The following is a 21,348-nucleotide window of genomic DNA, read 5'->3' as shown; positions in this document are numbered from 1 at the left end:
TGCGGCGTCCTTTTTTATTGCCCGATCAGGCCGCGCAAGCCGCTGGCGCGGTGCGTGCGTTCGGCGATGGCGGCAGGCAGCACCGCGGCATTGGGCGATACCAGCGTGAAGAATTCCTTCGCGCGCGTGATGCCGGTGTAGATCAGTTCCCGTGCCAGCACCGTGCCGCCGTCGCGCGGCAGCACCAGCACCGTGTGGCGGAACTCCGATCCCTGGGATTTGTGCACCGTCATGGCGTAGGCCGTGTCCACATTGCGCAGCCGGGTCGCGAGCACGCTGCGCACCGACTCGCCGTCGCTGAAGTAGACGCGCAGCACGCCGGGCCGCGCCGGGTCGGGCAGCGTGAGGCCGATATCGCCGTTGTACACGCCCGTGGCGTAGTCATTGCGCGTGACCATGACCGGCCGCCCCACATACCATTCGCTGCGGCGCCGGATCAGGCGCGCCGCTTCCAGCCGCTGTTCAATGGCCTCGTTCAGGCCCGCCACACCCCACTCGCCTTCGCGCACCGCGCACAGCAGGCGGAAGGCTTCGAAGCTGGCCAGCACGCCGCGCACCCATTCTTCATGCTGCGCAGGGTCTGCGCCTTCCGGCATGGCGCGGATCTTCTGCAGGTAGTCGCGGTAGCCGCCCGCCGCGCCTTCCCGGCCCTGCAGAGCCAGCTGCAGCACGGCCGATGGCTGGGCCGGATCGATCCAGTGCAGCACGCCGCCGCTGTCGCTGCGCAGCACCGCGCGCGCCGCCTCGGCATCGCCGTGATTGACCGCCAGTGCCAATTGGCCGATCGGGCCGCCGAAGCGACGGCTCTGGCGCAGCATGACGATCTGCTGCGCCAGCGCGCCGCCGGCGCCGGTGAATTGCGCGGGAAGCTGCTGGCCCGCGGCCGCTTCCACATAGGCCAGCGTTGCGGCGCTGTAGTTGCCCGCTTCCGCGTCATGGCAAAGGTCGCCCAGCACCGCGCCCGCCTCCACCGATGCCAGCTGGTCCTTGTCGCCCAGCAGGATCAGGCGCGCATGCGGCGGCAGGGCGGCCAGCAGCGCGGCCATCATCTCCAGGTGCACCATCGATGCTTCATCGACGATCAGCACATCCACTTCCAGCAGATTGCCGGCGTTGTGCTGGAAGCTGCGGGTGTCGGGACGGGCGCCCAGCAGGCTGTGGAGCGTGCGCGCCGCGCCCATGCGGGCGGCCAGCTCGCGCAGCGGCAGGTCGGCGCCAAGCTTGCCCGCCAGCTGGTCGAGGGCGCCGTCGATGGATTGCTTGAGGCGGGCCGCCGCCTTGCCGGTCGGCGCCGCGAGCGCAATGCGCAGCGATCCGGCCTCCGGTCCCGCCATGGCAAACAGCAGTGCCAGCAGGCGCGCTACCGTGTAGGTCTTGCCGGTGCCCGGACCGCCGGTGATCACGCCAAGGTCGCCGCGCAGCGCAACCGCACACGCGATCTTCTGCCAGTCAGGCCCGCCGTCGCGCGCGGCATGGTCGAACAGGCGGTCCAGCCAGCGCCGGACTTCGGCCGTGTCCACCGCATGAGTGTTCAGCGCGCGCTGGCGCACGGCGTGGGCCACGGTGGTTTCATCGCGCCAGTAGCGGCGCAGGTAGAGGCGTTCCCCATCCAGCACCAGCGGCTGCTTGAAATCGAGGCCGCCCACCGGCCACACCGCCTCGCGCGCCTGCAACAGGGTGCGCCAGCCGGCGGCATGGCGCGGCAAGGCGCCTGCCGCAGCACGCAAGGTGTTCCACTCGCCTTCGCTCCAGCCCAGCAGGCCGGAAGGATCGCCGGCCAGGTCGCCCAGCATCAGACAGCTGTGGCCGCGGCCTTCCAGCTCCGACAGCAGCAGGCAGGCCAGCATCAGCGGCGGCGAATCCTGGCCGAGCCCCGCGACGAAACGCGCGAAGGCGCCGCTCAGGCGGCGCAGGCGGCCCGCTTCGGTCAGCAGCTCGATCTGCTCCAGCAGTGCGGCGCTGTCAGCCATGGCTGCCTCCCTCCAGCAGTGCATCCAGCCCGTCCAGCAAGGCCGGATCGGGCGGCAGCAGGTAGCAGCCATGGGTCTGCGCGTTGGCCACACCGCGCAGGAAGAAGAAGATGGCGCCCCCAAGATGCCGCGCAGGCTCGTACTGTTCGCCGAGGCGGCTGCGCAGCAGGCGGTGCAGGGCCAGCATGTAAATGGCGCCCTGGATGTCGTAGCGGTGCTCCGCCATGCCCAGCGCCAGCGCCCCCTTGTGGTAGGCCGCGTCGCCGCCGCCCAGTGCGTTCGATTTGTAGTCCAGTACCCAGTAGCGCCCTTCATGTTCGAAGACGAGGTCGCAGAAGCCCTTCAGCATGCCGTGCAGCTCGCGCTCCGGCAGCGCGGGGCGCGCGATACCTTCCAGCAGGTGCCGGCGGCACAGCTGGTCCAGCGCCTGCGAGGCAAGGTGCTCGCTGGGGAACCAGAATTCCATTTCCGGCAGCACGCCATGCAGGCGGTCCAGCGCGGCGCCCAGCGGCGGCAGTCCGGTGGTGGCGATGGCGCGCAGCCAGGCCAGCGCATCGTCGAAACGGTTGGCCCATCCGGCGCGCTCGATACGGCGCGCAAGGCGCGTTTCGAAATGCGGGTCATGCACGGTCGTGAAGCCTTCCTGGCCCAGCCACTCCAGCTGCTCGTGCAGGAAGTTGCCCGGCACGGAGCCGCGCGGGAAGCGGTGCCAGGGCGTGTCGTCCACGCGGCCCGGCAGCTCGCGGTCCGCCTCTTCCAGCAGCTTTTCCTCCAGCGCATCGCGCGGCACGGGCGCCGGCTCCGGCGAGCGCGTATAGGCTGCGGGGCCGGTGCGGCGGGCCAGCGATGTAAAACTGCCCACCGACCAGTCGCGCTCGAAACTGGCCCTGAAGGGCCGGGCCTCCAGCAGCGGCGGGCGCTGTTCAATGCGTTTCAGCAGCGTGGGCCGGCCGGTCTCGGGCAAGCGCGAAAGCCCGATGGCGGAGCAGCCGCCGCGCAGCCGTTCCCAGCGTTCCAGCAGCTGGTCCGCCGGCAGCGGCTCGCCGCCGGTGAGCAGGTAGCCCAGCGCCGATTCATGCAGCGTGTTCTCGCCCGCCTTGCGCGAAGGCAGGGCCGCCACGCCCAGCCACAGGAAGTGCCGGGCGCGCGTCAGCGCCACATAAAGCAGGCGCAGGTCTTCCGCGATGCGCGCCGCTTCCACGGCCTCCAGCGCTTCATCCGTCAGCGCCAGGTCAATGCGGCGCGCGCCTTCGCCATCGGTGAATTCGAGGAAGCTGCGGTTGCGCTTTTCCGCCTTGCGCGCGGTGACGGCGAAGGGCAGGTAGACCAGCGGATATTCCAGGCCTTTCGACTTGTGCACGGTGACGACCTTGACCAGCTCCGCATCCGATTCCAGCCGCAGCACGCGTTCGTCGCCGCCGCTGTCTTCGCCTTCGATCTGCTCCGCCATCCAGCGGATCAGGGCCTGTTCGCCATCGAGCTGGCGGCTGGCCGACTGCAGCAGTTCGGCCAGGTGCAGCAGGTTGGTGAGGCGCCGCTCGCCGCCGGGCTGCGCCAGCAGCGCCGCCGGCAGCCCGAGTTCATGGATGAAGCGGCGCAGCATGGCCAGCACGCCCTGGCGCTGCCAGACGCCGTGCAGGATCTTGAGCTGTTCCACGCGCTGTTCCCACGCCAGTTCGTCCGCCGACAGCTGCGCCAGTTCGGCCAGCGACAGGCCTGCCGTGCGGGTCGCAAAGGCGGCCCGCGCCAGCGCGCCGTCCAGCGGGCTGGCCAGCGCCGACAGCCAGCGCAGCACATCGGCCGCCTCCTCGCTCTTCAGCACGGAATCCTTGTCCGACAGGTAGACGCTGGGCACGCCGCGCTGCTGCAGGGCCTTGCGGATGGCGCCCGCTTCCCTGCGGTCGCGCACCAGGATGGCGATATCGGCAGGCTGCAGGCGCCTGAACTCCGCACCATTGGCGAAGCCTGCGCGCTTGTCGTTCAGCAGGCCGACGATGTGTTCCGCGCAGTGGTGGGCGAAGAAGTCGCGGTAGGCATCGGCCCTCAGGCCGTCCGTGCCGCAGGACACCGTCAGCGCCTGGATATCGCCATCGGTGCCCACCAGTTTTTCGGGACGGCCCTTGGCATCGACTGCATCGAAAGGCAGCGGGTTCTCCTCGCCGTCGCGGAAGCGGAAGGCGCCGCGCGCGAAACCGCCCTCGCCCACTGAGCGCTCGGCATGCAGGAAGATCTGGTTGACCGCCTGCACAACGTCCGCCGTGGAGCGGAAATTGGTACCGAGCTGGTAGTGGCGGCCTTCGGTGGCGCGGCGCGCCGCCAGGTAGCTGTGGATGTCGGCGCCGCGGAAGCCGTAAATCGACTGTTTGGGGTCGCCGATCAGGAACAGGCCCAGCGCGGCGTCGTTCTCCGCCACCCGGTACAGCAGGTTGAAAATCTGGTACTGGCTGGGCGCCGTATCCTGGAACTCGTCCACCAGCGCCACCGGATACTGCTCCGTGATGCGCTTGCGCAGTGCGGCGCCGTTGGCGCCCAGCAGCGCATATTTGAGGCGCTCCAGCATGTCCGCAAAGCCGAACTGGCGGTTGCGCTGCTTGAGTTCCTGCATGCGGCCCGCCACGCTGGACGCGGCATGGCGCAGCAGCAGGTGCTTCAGCGGCGTGATGGCCTGCAGCGCTGCCTGCAGGGGCGCCACTTCATCGAAATCCGCCGGCAGCTGCGGCGCGAAGCCCTTGGCGCAGGCATCCAGCAGGCCTTCCGGCGTCAGGCGTTCCCAGTTCTTCGCCGTGAGCTCCGGCAGCACGGCGCGCGGATCGGCCGCCCATTCGCGCAGCGCGGCGAACCATCTGGCCACCGATTCTGGTTTCATCTTCACGCCGTTGAAGCATTTGGGCGAGGCTTCGCGCTGCTGCAGTATCCATTGCTCCATGCGGTCCGCGCGTTTCGCCCAGCCCTGCTTCAGCCCCGCGAGCACTGCCTGCTGCTCATGCTGCACGCGCGCGATCAGCACGCCCAGCGGCTCGCTGCTGGCGCCGCCCAGCGTTTCCGCACGCCAGACCAGGTCGCGGATCGACTGCTTGAGCGCTTCCACGTCCGGCCAGGCGGCCAGCAACGGCGCCAGCGCATTGGCGTTCAGCGGATAGACCTGCTGGCGCCAGTAGTCGTGCGCCGCATCTTCGAACAGCGCGGATTCGTCGCTGACCAGTTCTTCGTCGAACAGGCTGCCGCTGTCGAATGCATGCTCGCGGAGCATGCGCTGGCACCAGGCATCGATGGTGAAGATCGCCGCCTCGTCCATCGTTTCCGCAGCCAGCATCAGGCGGTGCGCGCCCTGCTGGCGCTCGGTTTCGCCGGGATACGATTCCAGCAGCGCGTCCAGGTAGGGATCGGCCTTGTCCGACTGCCCACGGAAGTAGGCCGCCGCTTCCACCAGCCGTTCTCGCACGCGGTTCGACAGTTCGCGCGTGGCGGCGCGGGTAAACGTCATCACGAGGATATCGGCCGGCAGCAAGGGCCGCTGGTAGGCGGCGTCGCCGCCATGGCCGAGCACCAGGCGCACATACAGCGCGGCGATGGTCCAGGTTTTGCCGGTACCGGCGCTGGCTTCGATCAGGCGTGAGCCGTGCAGCGGGAAGCTGAGGGCATTCAGCAGCTGGCTCATTCGGCCTCCCCCGCCAGCGGCTCGGCCTGTACCGACGTGGCCAGCCACTCGGCCAGCGCGCCGTACAGCTCCAGCGAGCGCGCCATGAATTCAGGTTCGGCCGACAGGCACGCGAAATCGGGCCACAGGCGGGCCAGGCACAGGTCATCCACTTCGCCGTTCACTTCAAAGCCGCCGTCGTACACACTGCGCGGGTCGCCGTCGCGCGCCAGCGCCAGGCCGGTCTTGCAGGCCACCGGCAGCGGCTTGTCCATATTGGCCCGCCACAGGCGCGCGAGCGCCGCCAGCATGGCATGCGAATCCTGGGGCTCCAGCGGCGCCATGCGCAGCACGGCGTCGCGCGCCACCAGGATCCCGGCCACCGGCTGGCCCTGCGCGGCCGCAGCCAGCTGGCGCAGCCACATGCCTATCAGCTTGTCGCCGCGCGGCGCACCGGATTTATCCAGCGCTTTCGAGGACATCTGCATCAGCCATACCGTTTTGCCATCGCGGCGGTGCAGCTGGTCCACCCAGTCTTCCAGCACGATGCCGTCCAATACGAGGCTGATGGCCAGCTTGGGCGCGTCTTCCATGTGCTGCGCGCGCAGCTCCAGCCATTTGCTGCGCACCGGCACCAGCGCTTCCACCAGTTCTTCCTGCATACGCTCGCCGAGCAGGCCGATGGGCAGCACACCTTCGCGCCGCAGCCGTTCGGCACGCGCGCCCAGGCTGGCGCGCACGCTGGTTTCGGCTTCTTCACCTGCATCGTCCAGCATCATGTCTTCGCGCTTATACCGTTCCAGCCCATTCAGCAAGAACGGCTCCTCGTCCTCTCCCACTAAAGCTGACTCACCGAACCTTACACCCAGGCGCTGGCTGAAGAAATACTTCACCGGCTGGCGGATGAAGGCCGCCAGCGCCGACAGGCGCAACCTGAATTTCTCGTCCAGCTCATACGGCGGCAGGTCCGCCGGAATGGCCGCCGGCGCATCGTCCGCATGCGCCGCGCGCCATTCGCCGGCATAGGTCAGCAGGCCGCCGTCTTCAAAGTAGACGCGGCTGAAGGGCTGCAGCGCGTGCTCGGTACTGCGGCCTGCCAGGCTGTCCAGCTTCCAGCCGGCCTTCAGGTAGTCGCGCAGCTGCGCCACCAGCACGGAGGCCGGCTGTTCACTGTTGTCCCGCACATTGCGGCCGCACCAGCTGATATACAGCTTGTGGCGAGCCGCCAGCACGGCTTCCAGCATCAGGTAGCGGTCGTCGTCGCGGCGCGAGCGGTCGCCGGGCCGCGCCATGCCCGGCAGCGCCAGCAGGTCGAAATCGGCCTTGCTGGCGCGGCGCGGGAAATCGCCGTCGTTCATGCCCAGCAGGCAGACCACGCGGAACGGCACCGCGCGCATCGGCATCAGGGTGCAGAAGGTAACACCGCCGGACACGAACTGGTGCTCCAGCGAAGGCTCGTCCAGTGCGCCCAGCCAGGCTTCGCGCAGCACGGCCAGCGGCACCGCCTCGTCGAAGCCGGCGTTCTCGCAGGTCTCCAGCCATTTGTTCAGGGTTTCGTTCAGCTGGTTCAGCGTCAGCCTGTCGTCCTGCGCTCCGGCGTCGAAGAAGGCTGCCAGCAGCGCGCGCGCCTGGACGCCCCATTCCGCCGGGGTACGCGGCTGGTCCAGGATATCGCGCCATGCCAGCAGGCGTTCCACCAGCAGCGCCAGCGAGCCCGCCAGCGCGGCATCGAGGCCGCCCACTTCGCCATACGGTTCAATGCCGTTGAAGGCTGCGTCATTGCCGCTCGCGTAGCCGAGCAGCATGCGGCGCACGCCGAAGATCCAGGCATTCTGTTCGCCGGCCGGCGCCAGGCCCAGGCCTGCGCGGTGCCGCTGGTCCAGGCCCCAGCGCACGCCGGAACCTTCGATCCACAGGCCCAGGGTGGGCAGGTCGTCTTCCGACAGGCCGAAACGCTTCGCGACCGCAGGCACGTCCAGCAGGTCGCGCACCTCGCTCTGGCGGCAGCGCTGCTGCGGCAGGCGCAGCAGCCATTCCAGCGCCACCAGCAGCGGGTTCACGCTGCGGTCGTTCACATCGCCGATTTCGTGCGGGATAAAGCGTGGATCGCCGCGCCGGTGCTGGCCGAATACGGAACGGATGGAGGCGGTGAACACATCGATGTCCGGCACCATCACCACCACGTCGCGCGGGCGCAAGGTGCTGTCGGCCGCGAACATGGCCAGCAGCTGGTCATGCAGCACTTCGACTTCGCGCTGCACGCTGTGCGCGATATGGAACTCGATGGAACGGTCGCTGTCCGGCGGCGGCGCGAAATGGTGTTCGCGCAGCGGCAGCAGGTCACGCACGGCGCCCTGCACCTGCGCCAGCAGCGTGGCGCCTTCGCCTTCGCTGAACAGGTCTACGCGCAGGTGTTCATTGCCTTCGCCGGCGGCCGCCGCGTCGAATTCATCCAGCATGCGGATATAGTCGCGGCCCTGGCGTCCCCAGCTGGCCAGCAGCGGATGGCTGTGGGCATGCAGTTCTTCCAGCGGGATCTGGCCCAGGTCCAGGCCATTGCGCAGCTTCTGGCGGCGGTGGGCGGCGCGCAGCAGGTCGCGGCCGTCGATGATGTCGCCCCAGTAGAACTGGCAGGGATTCGGCACCGCCAGGATCACCTGCGTGAAGCGCGACAGCGAGGCCAGCGCCTGCAAGGTCTGGTAAGGCAAGGCGGATACGCCGAACAGCACCACGCGGCGCGGCAGGCGGCCCGCAGGCTTCTCCCCGCGTTCGATGGCGCGCACGAATTCGGTATGCACGCTGGCGCGTCCCAGGCTGCGCTCCTGCTCCGGCACGCTGGCCACCACGGCCCGCCACAGCGCGGCCTGCCAGCACTGGTCCTCCGGCAGCGGCAGTGCATCGCCGCGCGCGCTGCGCAGCACGTTGCGCCCGGCGGCCCAGTCTTCCAGCCAGTCGGCGCGGTACACCTGGTACTGGTCGAACAGGTCGGACAGGCGTTCGGCCAGCTGCAGGCGCCGTTCGGGATCGCCGTCGCCGAGGAAGTGGCGCAGCGGCGCGAAGACGGATTGCGCCAGCAGCGAAGGCAGGAGGCGCATCAGGCGCCAGGCCAGCGGCCCTTTGTCGAAGGCGGAAATGCGGGGCACGCGCTCGCGGTCCAGCATGCCGCGGTAAGCCTCCCACAGGAAACGGGCGGGCAGCGCCACGCGGGTGGCGGCGCACACGCCGCCCTCCTCGGCCAGCGCGATCTTCAGCCATTCGGCAACGCCGTTGGACTGCACCAGGAAGATGTCGGTTTCGAGCGGATCGAGCGGATGCGCGCGCAGCCACTGGAATACGGCGGCCCGCAGCTGTTCCAGCTGGTTGCCGTGCAGGATGATCAGGCCCGGTGCGATGCTCGATGTCATAGAAACGTTATTATCGCCGCTCCCGCCCCCTCAGGGAAGCTGCGCAGACATTTCCCCGGCAATCTGCGTTTTCAGGCGTTCCAGCATCAGGTGCATCTGGGCGACGATGGCCTGCGCCTCCTGCGGCGGGGCATCGGGCTTCAGCCGCTCCAGGGCCAGGCACAGCTCCGCGAAGCTCATGGCGCCCACGGCGCGCGCGGAGGACTTGATGCGGTGCCCCAGTTCGGACAGGCGCCGGCTGTCGCCGCGCCCCAGCGCTTCATCCACTTCGGCCAGGCTGTCGCGCGCGGAATCGAGGAACATGAGCGCGTACTTGCGCATTTTTTCGGGCTTGTTGCCGAAGGTTTGCGCCAGCATCGCCATGTCGAACAGTTCCGCCGACCCGGTATCCACCACCGCCGCCGGAGGCGCCAGCGGCACCTGCAAAGGCACCGCGCGCGGGGCGCGTTCGCCGGCGCGCTGGCTCATCCACTTCGAGAGCACCGAGAACAGCAGGTTGGGCGCAATGGGTTTGGTGACAAATTCGTCCATGCCTGCGGCGAGGCAGCGCGCCTGGTCTTCGCGCCCCGCATTGGCCGTCATCGCAATCACCAGGGTGCCGGAGAGGCGCGGATCGGCGCGGATCAGGCGCGTGGTTTCATAGCCATCCATCACCGGCATCTGCACGTCCATCAGCACGCAGTCGAAATGCTCCTTCAGCAGCAGGTCGATGGCTTCCTTGCCGTTGTTGGCGATGACCACCGTGGCGCCGGCATCCTCCAGCAGCTCCTGGCCCACCTGCTGGCTGAAGACATTGTCCTCCACCAGCAGGATGGACGAGCCCTGGATGGACGCGCGCAGGTCCGGCTCCAGCGCTTCGCCGTCCGCCGGCTGCAGCATCTGTACGCTTTTCTGCAGGCGCGCAGTGAACCAGAAGGTGCTGCCCACGCCCGGCGTGCTGTCCACGCCCACGGTGCCGCCCATCAGCTCCGCCAGCTGCTTGCTGATGACGAGCCCCAGCCCGGTGCCGCCGTAGCGGCGCGTGGTGGAGCTGTCGGCCTGGTGGAAGGACTGGAACAGCTTGGCCACCTGCTGCTGCGTCATGCCGATGCCCTGGTCCTGCACTTCGAAGCGCACCAGCACCTGGTTGTCGCGTTCTTCCACCGCCCGCGCGCGGATATGCACCTTGCCCTCCTCCGAGAACTTGATGGCATTGCTGGTGTAATTCAGCAGCACCTGTTCCAGCCGCAAGGGATCGCCGCTCACCTGATTTTCCAGTCCGGGCCAGATCTCGCACACCAGCTCCAGCCGGCGGCGCGCGGCCTGCTCGCTCAATTGGCTGCATACATTCGACAGCAGTGCGGACAGGTCGAAAGCCACCGATTCCAGTTCCAGCATGCCCGCCTCGATCTTCGAAAAATCGAGGATATCGTTGATGATGCCCATCAGGTGCTGGCCCGAATGGTAGATCTTCTGCAGGTAGTCGCGCTGCTTGGGATTGGTGACGGATTTGAGCGCGAGGTGGGCCATGCCGATCACGCTGTTCATCGGCGTGCGGATCTCGTGGCTCATATTCGACAGGAAGTCGCTCTTGGCGCGGTTGGCGGCCTGCGCCTCCTGCTTCAGCCGCTGCAGCTCCGTCACGTCGGTGGAGAGCGCGATGACGGCCAGCGCATCCGCGCTCAGTTCCACCGGCGCCTTCACCGTCCACAGGTGGCGCACCACGCCGTCGGCATCGGTGTACTGGGTTTCGCTGCTGCGCTTGACCCCATCGACGAAGACCTGGCTGTCTTCCTGCCATTCGCGGTCGGCCTCCGCGGCCGGGATCAGTTCCCGGTCCAGGCGGCCCACAATCTGGTCCACCGGCCGCCCCATCACCTGGGCCATCTTGGCATTCACATAGATATAGCGGCGGTCTTCGCCCTTCATATAGACCTGGGCGTCCACATTATTCAATATGCTGTCCAGCAGGCGGCGCTGTTCCTGCGCGCTGCGGCGCTGGGCGTACAGCGTGGCCATATAGCCGAAGAACAGCAGGCTGCCGGTAAAGCCGGTGGCCAGCGCCACCAGCGGCAGCCAGCGGTCGAAGCCGCTGATCAGTTCCGTCTTGCGGGCCACGAACTGCGCCTTCCACAGGCTGCCATTGAAGTCGATCGGCAGTACGGCAGCGAAATGCGTGGCCGGATCCGGCGCCAGGGCCGGCGGCGCATCGATGGAGCCGTTGTCGTTGTACAGCAGGCGGTCATCGGGCGTGATGGAAAGGCTGCGGCGATCCGGCTCGCTCGATCCGTCCGAGTACAGGATCATATGCACGTGGCGGTTCGCCATTTCGTCTATCGCGCCCTGCACCAGCTGCGCCACCGAAAAGCCGATGCCGACGGAGCCGAGGAAGGCCGCGCGGCGGCTCTCCACATCGTCCACCTTCGCGCCGGCGCGGTAGACCGGCAGGCGCATGCCGAGCCCGATATGGGGCTTGGGCCCCTTCACCACCACCGGCTGGCCGGAAGCGCTCATGGCGCCGGTATCGCGCGCCAGGTTGAGCGCCTTCTCGATGGCCGGGTTGGCGATGATGTTGACACCGAAGCGGCCCGGAATCACCGGCTCCATATAGGTCAGCGGCGCGTAATGTTCACGCTCGCCGGCGGGCTTGATGTCGAAGTCGGGGAAGCCCTCGGCCCGCACGCGGGCCACGAAAGCGGCGCGCTGGCCGTGGCTCACATCCGGCGCGTAGTTCACCGACTGGATCGCGGGGAAATGCTGCTGCAGGTCGAGCGCCTTCACATAGCTGTGGAACTGGGCGCGCGTAAGCTCATCGCTGGTCTGGAACAGGGCCACCAGGCCGCGCACCAGGTCGGTATAGGCTTTCACCCGCGCCGAAATGCTGTACTGCGTGGCGCGCGTGAGGTTGTCGAAACGCAGGCGCGCGTCCTCCTCCACCGAGTTGCGCACCGTCACGTACAAGGTGGCGCCCACTGCCGCCGCCAATCCGAGGCCGAGCACCCAAAGCAGCAGGCGACTGCTGATCAGGCCGCGGGATGATGGGGACGATTTGCGCATAGCGGCAGCATACTATCAAAGCATGAGATAGAACAAACTTCCCGCACGGGACCAGGGGAACTTGCATTTGCTCAGCCTGTCGAAGCAACAGGAGGTGAGCAAGATGTTTCGTCCTGGCGTTATCTTAGCGGGAAGCGGCGCGGACAGGCGGTCCGCTTCCCGCGGGGCAACGTTTGTGCTGGCGGCGCTGCTGCTCGCGCCGCCAGCAGCTTTTTGCGGCGAGCATGATGAGCTGGAAGCCTGGCTCCAGACGCCCTTCCGTCCGCAGCGGGGAGATGCTTTCATGCTGCACTTTGCCCATCCGGCGGCCCCGGCCGCCACGGTGGGCTGGCGCCTGGTCCTGTTGGGGCCGGATGGCGCCGCCGTGCGGCACTGGCGGGGCGAGGCGGCGCTGCGCCAAGGCAAGACGCAGGTCCGGCTGGCGCCCGGCGCCCTGCTTCGCTCGCCGCCCGGGTTGTATACCTTGCGCCTGGAAGCGGCGCTGCGCGGCCGGCACGAAGTCCCCGTGCAACAGGAACGCCGGCTGGCACTGGGCGCCTTGCCGCCGGTCAGGCTGGAGCCGTCGCAAGCTGTAGCGCCTGCTTTCGACATCTACCTTGGCAACCTGCACAGCCAGACCGGCCACAGCGACGGCGGCGGCCCGCTCGACCGCTGCACCGGTTCGCAGGCGCCGCAAAGCGCGGCTGACGGACCGGCCCAAGCCTATGCCTATGCGCAGCGGCATGGGCTGGACTTCCTGCTCACTTCGGAACATAACCATATGTATGACGGCTCGGAAGGCAGCGATCCCGATGCGGATCCGGAGGCCGCCGTGCAGCGCTACCGCGATGGCCTGGCGCAGGCCGCCGCCTTCAATGGCGCGCAGCCGGACTTCGCGGCCATGTACGGCATGGAATGGGGCGTGATCAGCAACGGCGGCCACCTGAATATCCTGAACAGCCCTGAACTGCTGGCCTGGGAGCGTGCTGCGGACGGCCGCCTGATGGGCGACACCTTCGTCGCGAAGGGCGACTACGGCGCGCTGTATGCGCTGATGCGCACGCGCGGCTGGCTGGGACAGTTCAACCATCCGTCGGCAAACCAGTTCCGTATCGGCACACAGGCGCTGGCCTTCAATGCGGACGGCGACGAGACGATGGCCCTGTGCGAAGTGATGAACAGCGCGGCCTTCTCCTCCAACGACAGCGAAACGGAAACGCGGCACAGCTTCTACGAAGCCGCCTGCCAGCGCCTGCTGGAAGCGGGCTACCACCTGGCCTTCAGCAGCAACCAGGACAATCACTGCGCCAACTGGGGTTCGGCGTACACCAACCGCAGCGGCATACTCCTGCCGCGCGGTACGCCGCTGGGCACCGCCGCGCTGCTCGACGCCATCCGCGCCCGCCGCGTTTTCGCGACGATGGACAAGGCCTCCAGCCTGGTGCTCACCGCAAACGGCCACCTGATGGGCGAACGCTTCACCAACCGCGGTCCGCTGACGCTGGCCCTGCAATACAGCGCCGGGGCCGGCCGCACCGCCCCCGGCGTCGCGGCCGTCGACATCGTGCACGGCATCCCCGGCCGGCGCGGCACACCGGACAGCATCGCGCTGCAGGACGGCAACCTCACCCTCACGCCGCCGCCCGGCGAGCACTACTACTATGCCCGCCTGACGCAGGAAGACGGCCGCATCCTGTGGAGCGCCCCGGTCTGGGTCACGCAGCAGCCCTGAGCGGGAATGGCGCCGCTCAGGATCTGTTCAAGGCAGTGCCACGGAGTCGCTGAGCTTCAGGTTGTCGATCACCAACCTGGAGGTCTGCGTGCCCCAGGAATATCCAAGGCCCGCGCGAAGCATGCCGACTTCGTACACTGCCGCGTCGTACACCGTGCGCGCGACTTCGGCGTCGTTCAGCAGCACTACCAGCGTCGTATTGCGCGTGCCGTTGCGCAGGATACGGAAGGTCCATTTATTCCATTGCCCCGTCAGGACATCCCGGTCGCTCAGTTTGCCGCCCACGGTGCCGTCCGGACGCAAATAGGACATCCCGGCATACAACTTGGCGCCCCACTTTTGCAGCCCCGCGCCGGCAGCGAACGCAACACCCGTGCGTGTCAGGAAAAACAGCGGGAACACGGATTCGCCATCGACCAGCGCCAGCGACGCCGGCATGACCCAAGCTTCCGCGCTCCATTGGAAGCGCCCGGCCGGAAGCACCGCCGCAATGCCCGCAAACTGGATCCCGGAGGCCCGTTCGCTGTCACTGGCGGCGAGCCCGCGCGAGTCCTCATATCCGGCGCCCCGGACGTTCGCCAGCGCGGCGCCGGCGCTGACGGCCGGGGTCCAGCCGGCAGGGCTCAGGGCGCCATCTTCAAAATCCAGGTTCCAGTCGGCCGCCATCTGGTCCGGCACCGGGACCGGCGCGCTGGCCGAGACGTTGCCGCGGACATCGGTCACGCGCGCCACCAGCGCGTTGCCGTTCGCCGGCAGATTGCGCACCATCACACCGTAGCTGAGGTCGTTGACGCCGTTCTTCGACATCGGCGATTCCTGGTATCCCTCCACCGCGATATCCCGCTCGTTATACATCAGCGCATCCCCCATGCCACGCCTCACCGTACGCGCGTCATCGAAATCGACCGTGCGGGTTTCCAGCACCGTGGCGCCATCCAGGATATCGACCTCAACCCTGGCAAGGTCGCCTTCCAGCCTGCTCGGCGCGCTGAAGCTCAGGCGCGCTGCCATCGCGCCGCCGATGCGATTGAAGCGCGCATCCGCAGGTGCGGTGAAGTTGGCCGTATCCGTATAGGGCAGGTAGCGCAGCGGATGAATGCTGAGGTCCTGGGCCGTGCCGCCTTTGCGGAACTCCAGGTGCAGGTGGCAATAGCTCGCGTCGTCCGTGCCCAGCACGCCCACCTCGTCACCCTGGCGAACGGCGGCGCCGGCCACCATGCCGTCGTTGACGCGCTTGAGGTGGAAGTAATATACGTACAGCTCGCCGCCACCGGCCGGGTCGTTCATCTTGAGCACGACATGGTTGGAACTGTAACCGCCGCCGGGCCCGCCCGCCTTGTACACGGTGCCGCCGCGCACCGCGTGAACCGGGGTGTTGCGGGCATCGCCCGTGCAGTCCGCATCCGCAGGCTGCGGCAGGTCGATGCCGTCATGAAAGTTCCAGCGCGCGAAGTCCAGGCGCGGGCCAAACGAGGTATTCATTGCATCCGGCGTGGCGGTGCCGCTGATCGGCCAGATGAAGCCGTCGGCCTCGTCCTGAGCCCGGGCCAGGCCCAGCGCGAGAGCCAGCAGCAGCCCAAGATATTTTTGCATGGCGCATCCCTTCGTAGTTTGTGCGAAGCCGATGCTAGGGTTGCAGGATGGCATCGTCAACGCGGCAAGGCCAGAAACAGACGCCCTGCACAAACTTCCGGACAACATGCAAATTTTTGCGGCGAAAATGCACGCCGGCCGTCATCGCCGCGCCTGGTGTAGAGTACGGCATCCACACTACAGGAGAAACAATGCGATCGTACGTGAAACTGGCCAGCGGCATGCTGCTGGGATTGGCCCTCGGCCACTCGCAGGCGCAGCAGAAGACCGATCCCTATGAATGGCTGGAAGATGTCGGCGGCGACCGCCAGCTGGCCTGGGTCAAGGACCAGAACGCCGTGGCGCTGAAGGAGCTGGAAGGCCGCGCGCAGTATCCCGCCATCCACGAGCGCCTGAAGACCATCCTGAATTCACGGGAACGCATTCCCTATGTGCAGCAGCACGGCGGCTACGTCTACAACTTCTGGCGCGATGCCGAGCATGTACGCGGCATCTGGCGCCGCACCACGCTGGCCAAGTTCCAGACCCCGGATCCGCAATGGGACACGGTGCTCGATATCGACCAGCTGGCCGCCGACGAGAAGGAAAACTGGGTGTGGCATGGCGTGTCCTGCCTCTACCCGAAAGGCGAGCGCTGCCTGGTATCGCTGTCGCGCGGCGGCGGCGATGCGGCCGTGGTGCGCGAGTTCGACACGGCCAGCCGCAGCTTCGTCAAGGACGGCTTCAACCTGGCCGAAGCGAAGAGCGACACCGGCTGGATCGACCAGGACACCCTGTTCGTCTCCACCGATTTCGGCCCGGACACCATGACGGCCTCCGGCTACCCGCGCATCGTCAAGGAATGGAAGCGCGGCCGCCCGCTGGCCGAAGCGCAGACCCTGTATGAAGCGAAGAAGGAAGACCTCGGCGTCGGCGCCTGGAAGGACTTCACGCCCGGCCTCGAATGGCAGTTCGTCACGCGCCAGATCGGCTTTTACAGCAGCGAATTGTTCCTGCGCGAAGGCGGCAAGCTGACCAAGGTGCCGAAGCCGGACGATGCCAATGCCTACACGGTGCGCGACCAGATCGTGATCGACCTGCGCTCGGACTGGACCGTCGGCGGCAGGACTTATCCGCAAGGCGCCCTGCTGGCCACGGATTTCCGCCGCTTCATGGCGGGCGAGCGCCAGTTCGAGGTGCTGTTCACACCCACCGCCACCAGCTCGCTGGACGGCGTGGCCGCCACCCGCAGCGCCCTGCTGCTGAATGTGCTCGACAATGTGAAGAACCGCCTGGTGGAGCTGCGCCGCGACGACAAGAGCTGGCAGCGCCGCGATGTGGATGCGCCCGCTTTCGGCACGCTGGAAGTCACCGCACTGGACGCCATCGCCTCCGACCAGTACTTCCTCACTGTGACGGACTTCCTGACGCCGACCACGCTTTACCTGGGCCAGTCCGGCAGCGACCAGCGCACCAGGCTGAAATCCCTGCCCGGCTTCTTCGACGCCAGCCCGTTTACGGTGAAGCAGTTCCACGCCACGTCGAAGGACGGCACCAAGGTGCCCTACTTCGTGCTGATGAACAAGAAGGCCAAACTGAACGGCAAGAACCCGACCGTGCTGTACGGCTATGGCGGCTTCGAAGTGTCGATGAAGCCGAACTACAGCGCGCTGGCTGGCTCCGCGTGGCTGAGCAACGGCGGCGTCTACGTGCTGGCGAATATCCGGGGCGGCGGCGAGTTCGGCCCGCGCTGGCACCAGGCGGCGCTCAAGCAGAACCGCCAGAAGGCCTTTGACGACTTCATCGCCGTGGCCCAGGACCTGGTCAAGCGCAAGGTGACGAGCCCGCGCCACCTCGGCATCATGGGCGGCAGCAACGGCGGCCTGCTGGTGGGCGCCGTGATGACGCAGCGTCCCGACCTGTTCAATGCCGTGGTGTGCCAGGTGCCCCTGCTCGACATGAAACGCTACAGCAAGCTGCTGGCCGGCGCTTCCTGGATGGGCGAATACGGCGACCCGGACGATCCCGAACAATGGAAGTTCATCAGCAAATACTCGCCTTACCAGAACGTGTTCAAGGACAAGCACTATCCGCGCGTGCTGTTCACCACCTCCACCCGCGACGACCGCGTGCACCCCGGCCATGCGCGCAAGATGGTGGCGAAGATGAAGGAACAGGGCCACGACGTGCTGTACTGGGAGAACACGGAAGGCGGCCATGCCGGCGCCGCCAATAACGACCAGCAGGCGCATATGTGGGCCCTGACCTATACCTTCCTGCTGAACCAGCTGAAGTAGCAATTGAAATAGCGCAGAAACAACACCGCGCGCAATCGTGCGCGGTGTTTTCCCCATCCTGCGTATCCTAGCGAAACATTTCCTGATAGCATTAAAAATAAGGCAAGAGTGTGTCTTCCAGAAATGGAGGATGCACCACTTTTCGCTTGACTCAGGCTCGCACAGGCGTATCGTTGGCGGGTTGGGCGAATTGACGAGAACAATCCATAAAAACCTGGCGATCTTCCTGTGCAGACTCCAAAAGTGCTACTGGTGAACGACGATCCAGCCGGCCTGTTCGCGCTGGAAAGCCTGCTGGCCGGCGAAGCCGTGCGGCTGGGCTATGAGATCGTCGGCGCCAGTTCGGGCGCGGAAGCCCTGCGCCAGGTGCTCAGGCACGAATTTGCCGTCATCATCCTCGACGTCAATATGCCGGACATGGACGGCTTTGCTGCCGCCGAAGCCATTCACTCGCATCCCCGCTCCTCGCATGTGCCCATCATCTTCGTCACCGCGCACTATGCGGACGAGATCAACCGGCTCAAGGGCTACCAGGCCGGCGCCGCCGACTATATGTTTACACCGCTGATTCCGCAGATCCTGCAGACCAAGGTGGCGGTCTTCGTCGAGATGACGAAGCAGAACATGCAGCTGCGCGAACAGGCGGCCGAGCTGCGCAAGCTGAACCAGGACCTGCGCGTGCAGCGCATGCAGGACCTGGAACGCGCCAACCGCGAGCTGGAACTGGAAATCGCCGAACGCAAGCTGGCCGAACAGCGCGCCAACGCCCTGTCCACGCGCGACCCGCTGACCGGGCTGGTGAACCGCCGTTCCCTGATCCAGCAGCTGGAACACGCGGTGGCCGCGGCCGAACGCCATCACAACCAGTTCGCCCTGCTGTTCCTGGACCTGGACCGCTTCAAGCAGGTGAACGACAGTTTCGGCCACGATGTGGGCGACGAACTGCTGCGCCAGGTTGCGGCCCGCATCACCTCCTCGGTCCGCATGGCGGACGTGGTGGCGCGCCTCGGCGGCGATGAATTCGTGGTCCTGATCGAAGGCAAAACCCCGGCCGCCAATGCGGCGCGTGTCGCGCGAAAGATCGCCCAGGCCCACGCGCGTCCCTTCGATATCGGCGGGCGCGGCATCTACACGTCCACCAGCATCGGCATCGCGCTTTATCCGCAAGACGGGGCGAATGCCCGCCTGCTGATGAAGAATGCGGACCTCGCCATGTACCACGCCAAGCAGGAGCGCGACGTGGCCGGCGCCGGGGTGCGCTTCTTCCATGAAGAGCTGAACCGGCGCGAAAAGGAACACGAGCTGTGGACCACGGAACTGCGCCACGCGCTGATCGGCGGCCAGCTGCTGCTGCACTACCAGCCGCAGGTGGACCTGGCCAGCGGCCAGGTACGCACGGTGGAAGCGCAGCTGACGTGGAACCACCCGCGCATCGGCCTGATCGCGGCCGAACGCTTCCTGCCCTGCATCCATGACCGCGGCCTGCTGGAGCGGCTCGATGCCTGGACCATCGCCGCGGCCTGCGAACAGGCGGCAGCATGGCGTGCCGCGCCTTCGGGCCTGGAGCGCGCCACGCTGGCGATCAACCTGGCCTCGCCCCAGCTGACCACGGAAACCCCGGCGCGGCTGGTGGCCGAAGTGCGCAAGCTGCGCCTGCCACCAGGCGCCATGATGCTGGAGCTGAACGAAGACCTGCTGGCCGCCCATCACAACGCGCTGGAACCGCTGCTGCGCCAGCTGCAGGCGGGCGGCGTGCGCCTGGCGCTGGACGAATTCGGCCACTCGCGCAGCTCCCTGGCCGCCTGCAAGAAGCTGGGCCTGGACCAGATGAAAATAGGCCGCGCCTTCATCCGCAATATCGGCGATGACGAAGGCGGCACGGATATGGTGGCCGCCATCATCCACCTGGCGCGCGCGCTGCGCATGCAGGTGGTGGCGCTGGGCGTGGACAGCGCCGAGCAGCTGGCCGTACTGAACACCCTTGGCTGCGACAGCTACCAGGGCGAATTTTTCTGCACGCCGCTGCCGGCGGCGGACCTGATGCACCGGCTGGAACAGCCAGCGCTTTCTACTTAGTAAATGAGGACTTCGTCGATGAATGACATGACCGAACTGCCAGAAGAACTGGATCTGAAGCTGATCCTGCAGACTTTGATGGCACTGAAAAAAGGCGACTTCTCGGCCCGCATGCCGTCCGACTGGACCGGCGTGTCCGGCAAAATCGCCGACACCCTGAACGACATCATCGAGACCAACGAAAAGCTGGTCAAGGCGGTGACGGAGGTGAGCCGCGTGGTGGGCCGCGAAGGCCGCTTGACGCAGCGCGCCTCGGTGCATAACGTATCCGGCGGCTGGTCCACCATCATCAGCGCGGTCAACACGCTGATCGATGACCTGGTGCGCCCGACCACGGAAATGGCGCGCGTGATCGGCGCCGTGGCGAAGGGCGACCTGTCGCAGACCATGGCGCTGGAAGTGGACGGCCACCCGCTGAAGGGCCAGTACCTGCGCGCGGCCACCACGGCGAACACCATGGTGGAACAGCTGTCCTCCTTCTCCTCCGAAGTAACGCGCGTGGCGCGCGAGGTGGGTACCGAGGGCAAGCTGGGCGGCCAGGCGCAGGTGAAAGGCGTGGCGGGCACGTGGAAGGACTTGACCGACTCCGTGAACTCCATGGCAGGTAACCTGACGTCGCAGGTGCGTAACATCGCGGAGGTGACCACCGCGGTGGCGAACGGCGACTTGTCCAAGAAAATTACAGTGGACGTGCGCGGCGAGATCCTGCAGCTGAAAGACACCATCAACGTGATGGTGGACCAGCTGCGTTCCTTCGCATCGGAGGTGACGCGTGTGGCGCGTGAGGTGGGCACCGAGGGCAAGCTGGGCGGCCAGGCATACGTGCCAGGCGTGGGCGGCACCTGGAAGGACTTGACCGACAACGTGAACTTCATGGCGTCCAACCTGACGGGCCAGGTGCGTAACATCGCGGCGGTGACCACCGCGGTGGCAAACGGCGACTTGTCGAAGAAGATTACCGTGGACGTGAAGGGCGAGATTCTCGAACTGAAAAACACCATTAACGTGATGGTGGACCAGCTCTCTTCCTTCGCATCGGAAGTGACGCGTGTGGCGCGTGAGGTGGGTACCGAGGGCAAGCTGGGCGGCCAGGCGCAAGTGAAGGGCGTGGCAGGCACGTGGAAAGACTTGACCGACTCCGTGAACTCCATGGCAGGTAACCTGACCGGCCAGGTGCGTAACATCGCGGACGTGACCACCGCCGTGGCAAACGGCGACTTGTCGAAGAAGATTACGGTGGACGTGAAGGGCGAGATTCTTGAGCTGAAAAACACCATCAACGTGATGGTGGACCAGCTGAACTCCTTCGCATCCGAGGTGACGCGTGTGGCGCGCGAGGTGGGTACCGAAGGTAAGCTGGGCGGCCAGGCAAACGTGCCGGGCGTTGCGGGCACGTGGAAAGACTTGACGGAGAACGTCAACCAGCTGGCAGGTAACCTGACGGGCCAGGTGCGTAATATCGCGGAAGTGACCACCGCCGTGGCGAACGGCGACCTCTCGAAGAAAATTACGGTGGACGTAAAGGGCGAGATCCTGGAGCTGAAAAACACCATCAACGTGATGGTGGACCAGCTGTCCTCCTTCGCATCGGAAGTGACCCGTGTGGCGCGTGAGGTGGGTACCGAAGGTAAGCTGGGCGGCCAGG

General features: G+C 66.8%; 9 protein-coding genes. 4 read left to right on the top strand and 5 right to left on the bottom strand.

Translation table 11 applies throughout. The features are described from left to right. Nucleotides 1-14 precede the first annotated feature (14 nt). From recD to ACJRPG_RS18650, 4 genes are read right to left on the bottom strand one after another with little or no spacing between them, the layout of a single operon-like run. Nucleotides 15-1,970 carry an exodeoxyribonuclease V subunit alpha gene (recD, locus tag ACJRPG_RS18665; RefSeq protein ID WP_408001612.1) on the bottom strand — a complete coding sequence of 652 codons (1,956 nt, stop codon included), beginning with the start codon at nt 1,968-1,970 and terminating at the stop codon, nt 15-17. Next, nucleotides 1,963-5,628, bottom strand: a complete 3,666-nt coding sequence (recB, locus tag ACJRPG_RS18660; RefSeq protein WP_408001611.1) for an exodeoxyribonuclease V subunit beta — start codon at nt 5,626-5,628, stop codon at nt 1,963-1,965. The genes recD and recB overlap by 8 nt, the downstream gene beginning before the upstream one ends. Further along, nucleotides 5,625-9,011, bottom strand: a complete 3,387-nt coding sequence (recC, locus tag ACJRPG_RS18655) for an exodeoxyribonuclease V subunit gamma (RefSeq protein ID WP_408001610.1) — start codon at nt 9,009-9,011, stop codon at nt 5,625-5,627. The genes recB and recC overlap by 4 nt, the downstream gene beginning before the upstream one ends. A gap of 30 nt (nt 9,012-9,041) precedes the next feature. Next, nucleotides 9,042-12,047, bottom strand: coding sequence for a CHASE domain-containing hybrid sensor histidine kinase/response regulator family protein (locus ACJRPG_RS18650; protein ID WP_408001609.1), 3,006 nt, complete (start codon nt 12,045-12,047; stop codon nt 9,042-9,044). A gap of 283 nt (nt 12,048-12,330) precedes the next feature. On the opposite strand from ACJRPG_RS18650, the gene ACJRPG_RS18645 reads away from it, so the two are divergent. Then, nucleotides 12,331-13,758, top strand: a complete 1,428-nt coding sequence (locus ACJRPG_RS18645) for a CehA/McbA family metallohydrolase (RefSeq protein ID WP_408001608.1) — start codon at nt 12,331-12,333, stop codon at nt 13,756-13,758. Nucleotides 13,759-13,785: 27 nt separating this feature from the next. On the opposite strand, the gene ACJRPG_RS18640 is transcribed toward ACJRPG_RS18645, so the two are convergent. Next, nucleotides 13,786-15,351 (bottom strand): M23 family metallopeptidase, encoded by a 1,566-nt coding sequence (locus ACJRPG_RS18640; protein WP_408001607.1) that lies wholly within the window; start codon nt 15,349-15,351, stop codon nt 13,786-13,788. 191 nt (nt 15,352-15,542) lie between these two features. Between ACJRPG_RS18640 and ACJRPG_RS18635 the strand changes: the two genes are divergently transcribed. The 3 genes from ACJRPG_RS18635 to ACJRPG_RS18625 form a co-directional block, all read left to right on the top strand. Next, complete coding sequence (locus tag ACJRPG_RS18635) at nt 15,543-17,627, top strand: prolyl oligopeptidase family serine peptidase (RefSeq protein WP_408001606.1); 2,085 nt, start codon at nt 15,543-15,545, stop codon at nt 17,625-17,627. Between the two features lie 252 nt (nt 17,628-17,879). Further along, nucleotides 17,880-19,703 (top strand): putative bifunctional diguanylate cyclase/phosphodiesterase, encoded by a 1,824-nt coding sequence (locus tag ACJRPG_RS18630; RefSeq protein WP_408001605.1) that lies wholly within the window; start codon nt 17,880-17,882, stop codon nt 19,701-19,703. Between the two features lie 18 nt (nt 19,704-19,721). Beyond that, a partial coding sequence (locus ACJRPG_RS18625) for a HAMP domain-containing protein (RefSeq protein WP_408001604.1) occupies nt 19,722-21,348 on the top strand: 1,627 nt, incomplete at its 3' end.

Origin of the sequence: Pseudoduganella rhizocola, from assembly GCF_045984285.3 — a bacterium.
Taxonomy (GTDB): Bacteria; Pseudomonadota; Gammaproteobacteria; order Burkholderiales; family Burkholderiaceae_D; genus Rugamonas.
The sequence above is the reverse complement of the archived record's forward strand: the minus strand, read 5'-3'. Positions and strand labels throughout refer to the sequence as shown.

Bases quoted from the DNA above. Each gene is read 5' to 3' on its own strand.
- recD (WP_408001612.1), bottom strand. From the start codon at position 1,970: ATGGCTGACAGCGCCGCACTGCTGGAGCAGATCGAGCTGCTGACCGAA.
- recB (WP_408001611.1), bottom strand. From the start codon at position 5,628: ATGAGCCAGCTGCTGAATGCCCTCAGCTTCCCGCTGCACGGCTCACGC.
- recC (WP_408001610.1), bottom strand. From the start codon at position 9,011: ATGACATCGAGCATCGCACCGGGCCTGATCATCCTGCACGGCAACCAG.
- ACJRPG_RS18650 (WP_408001609.1), bottom strand. From the start codon at position 12,047: ATGCGCAAATCGTCCCCATCATCCCGCGGCCTGATCAGCAGTCGCCTG.
- ACJRPG_RS18645 (WP_408001608.1), top strand. From the start codon at position 12,331: ATGCTGCACTTTGCCCATCCGGCGGCCCCGGCCGCCACGGTGGGCTGG.
- ACJRPG_RS18640 (WP_408001607.1), bottom strand. From the start codon at position 15,351: ATGCAAAAATATCTTGGGCTGCTGCTGGCTCTCGCGCTGGGCCTGGCC.
- ACJRPG_RS18635 (WP_408001606.1), top strand. From the start codon at position 15,543: ATGCGATCGTACGTGAAACTGGCCAGCGGCATGCTGCTGGGATTGGCC.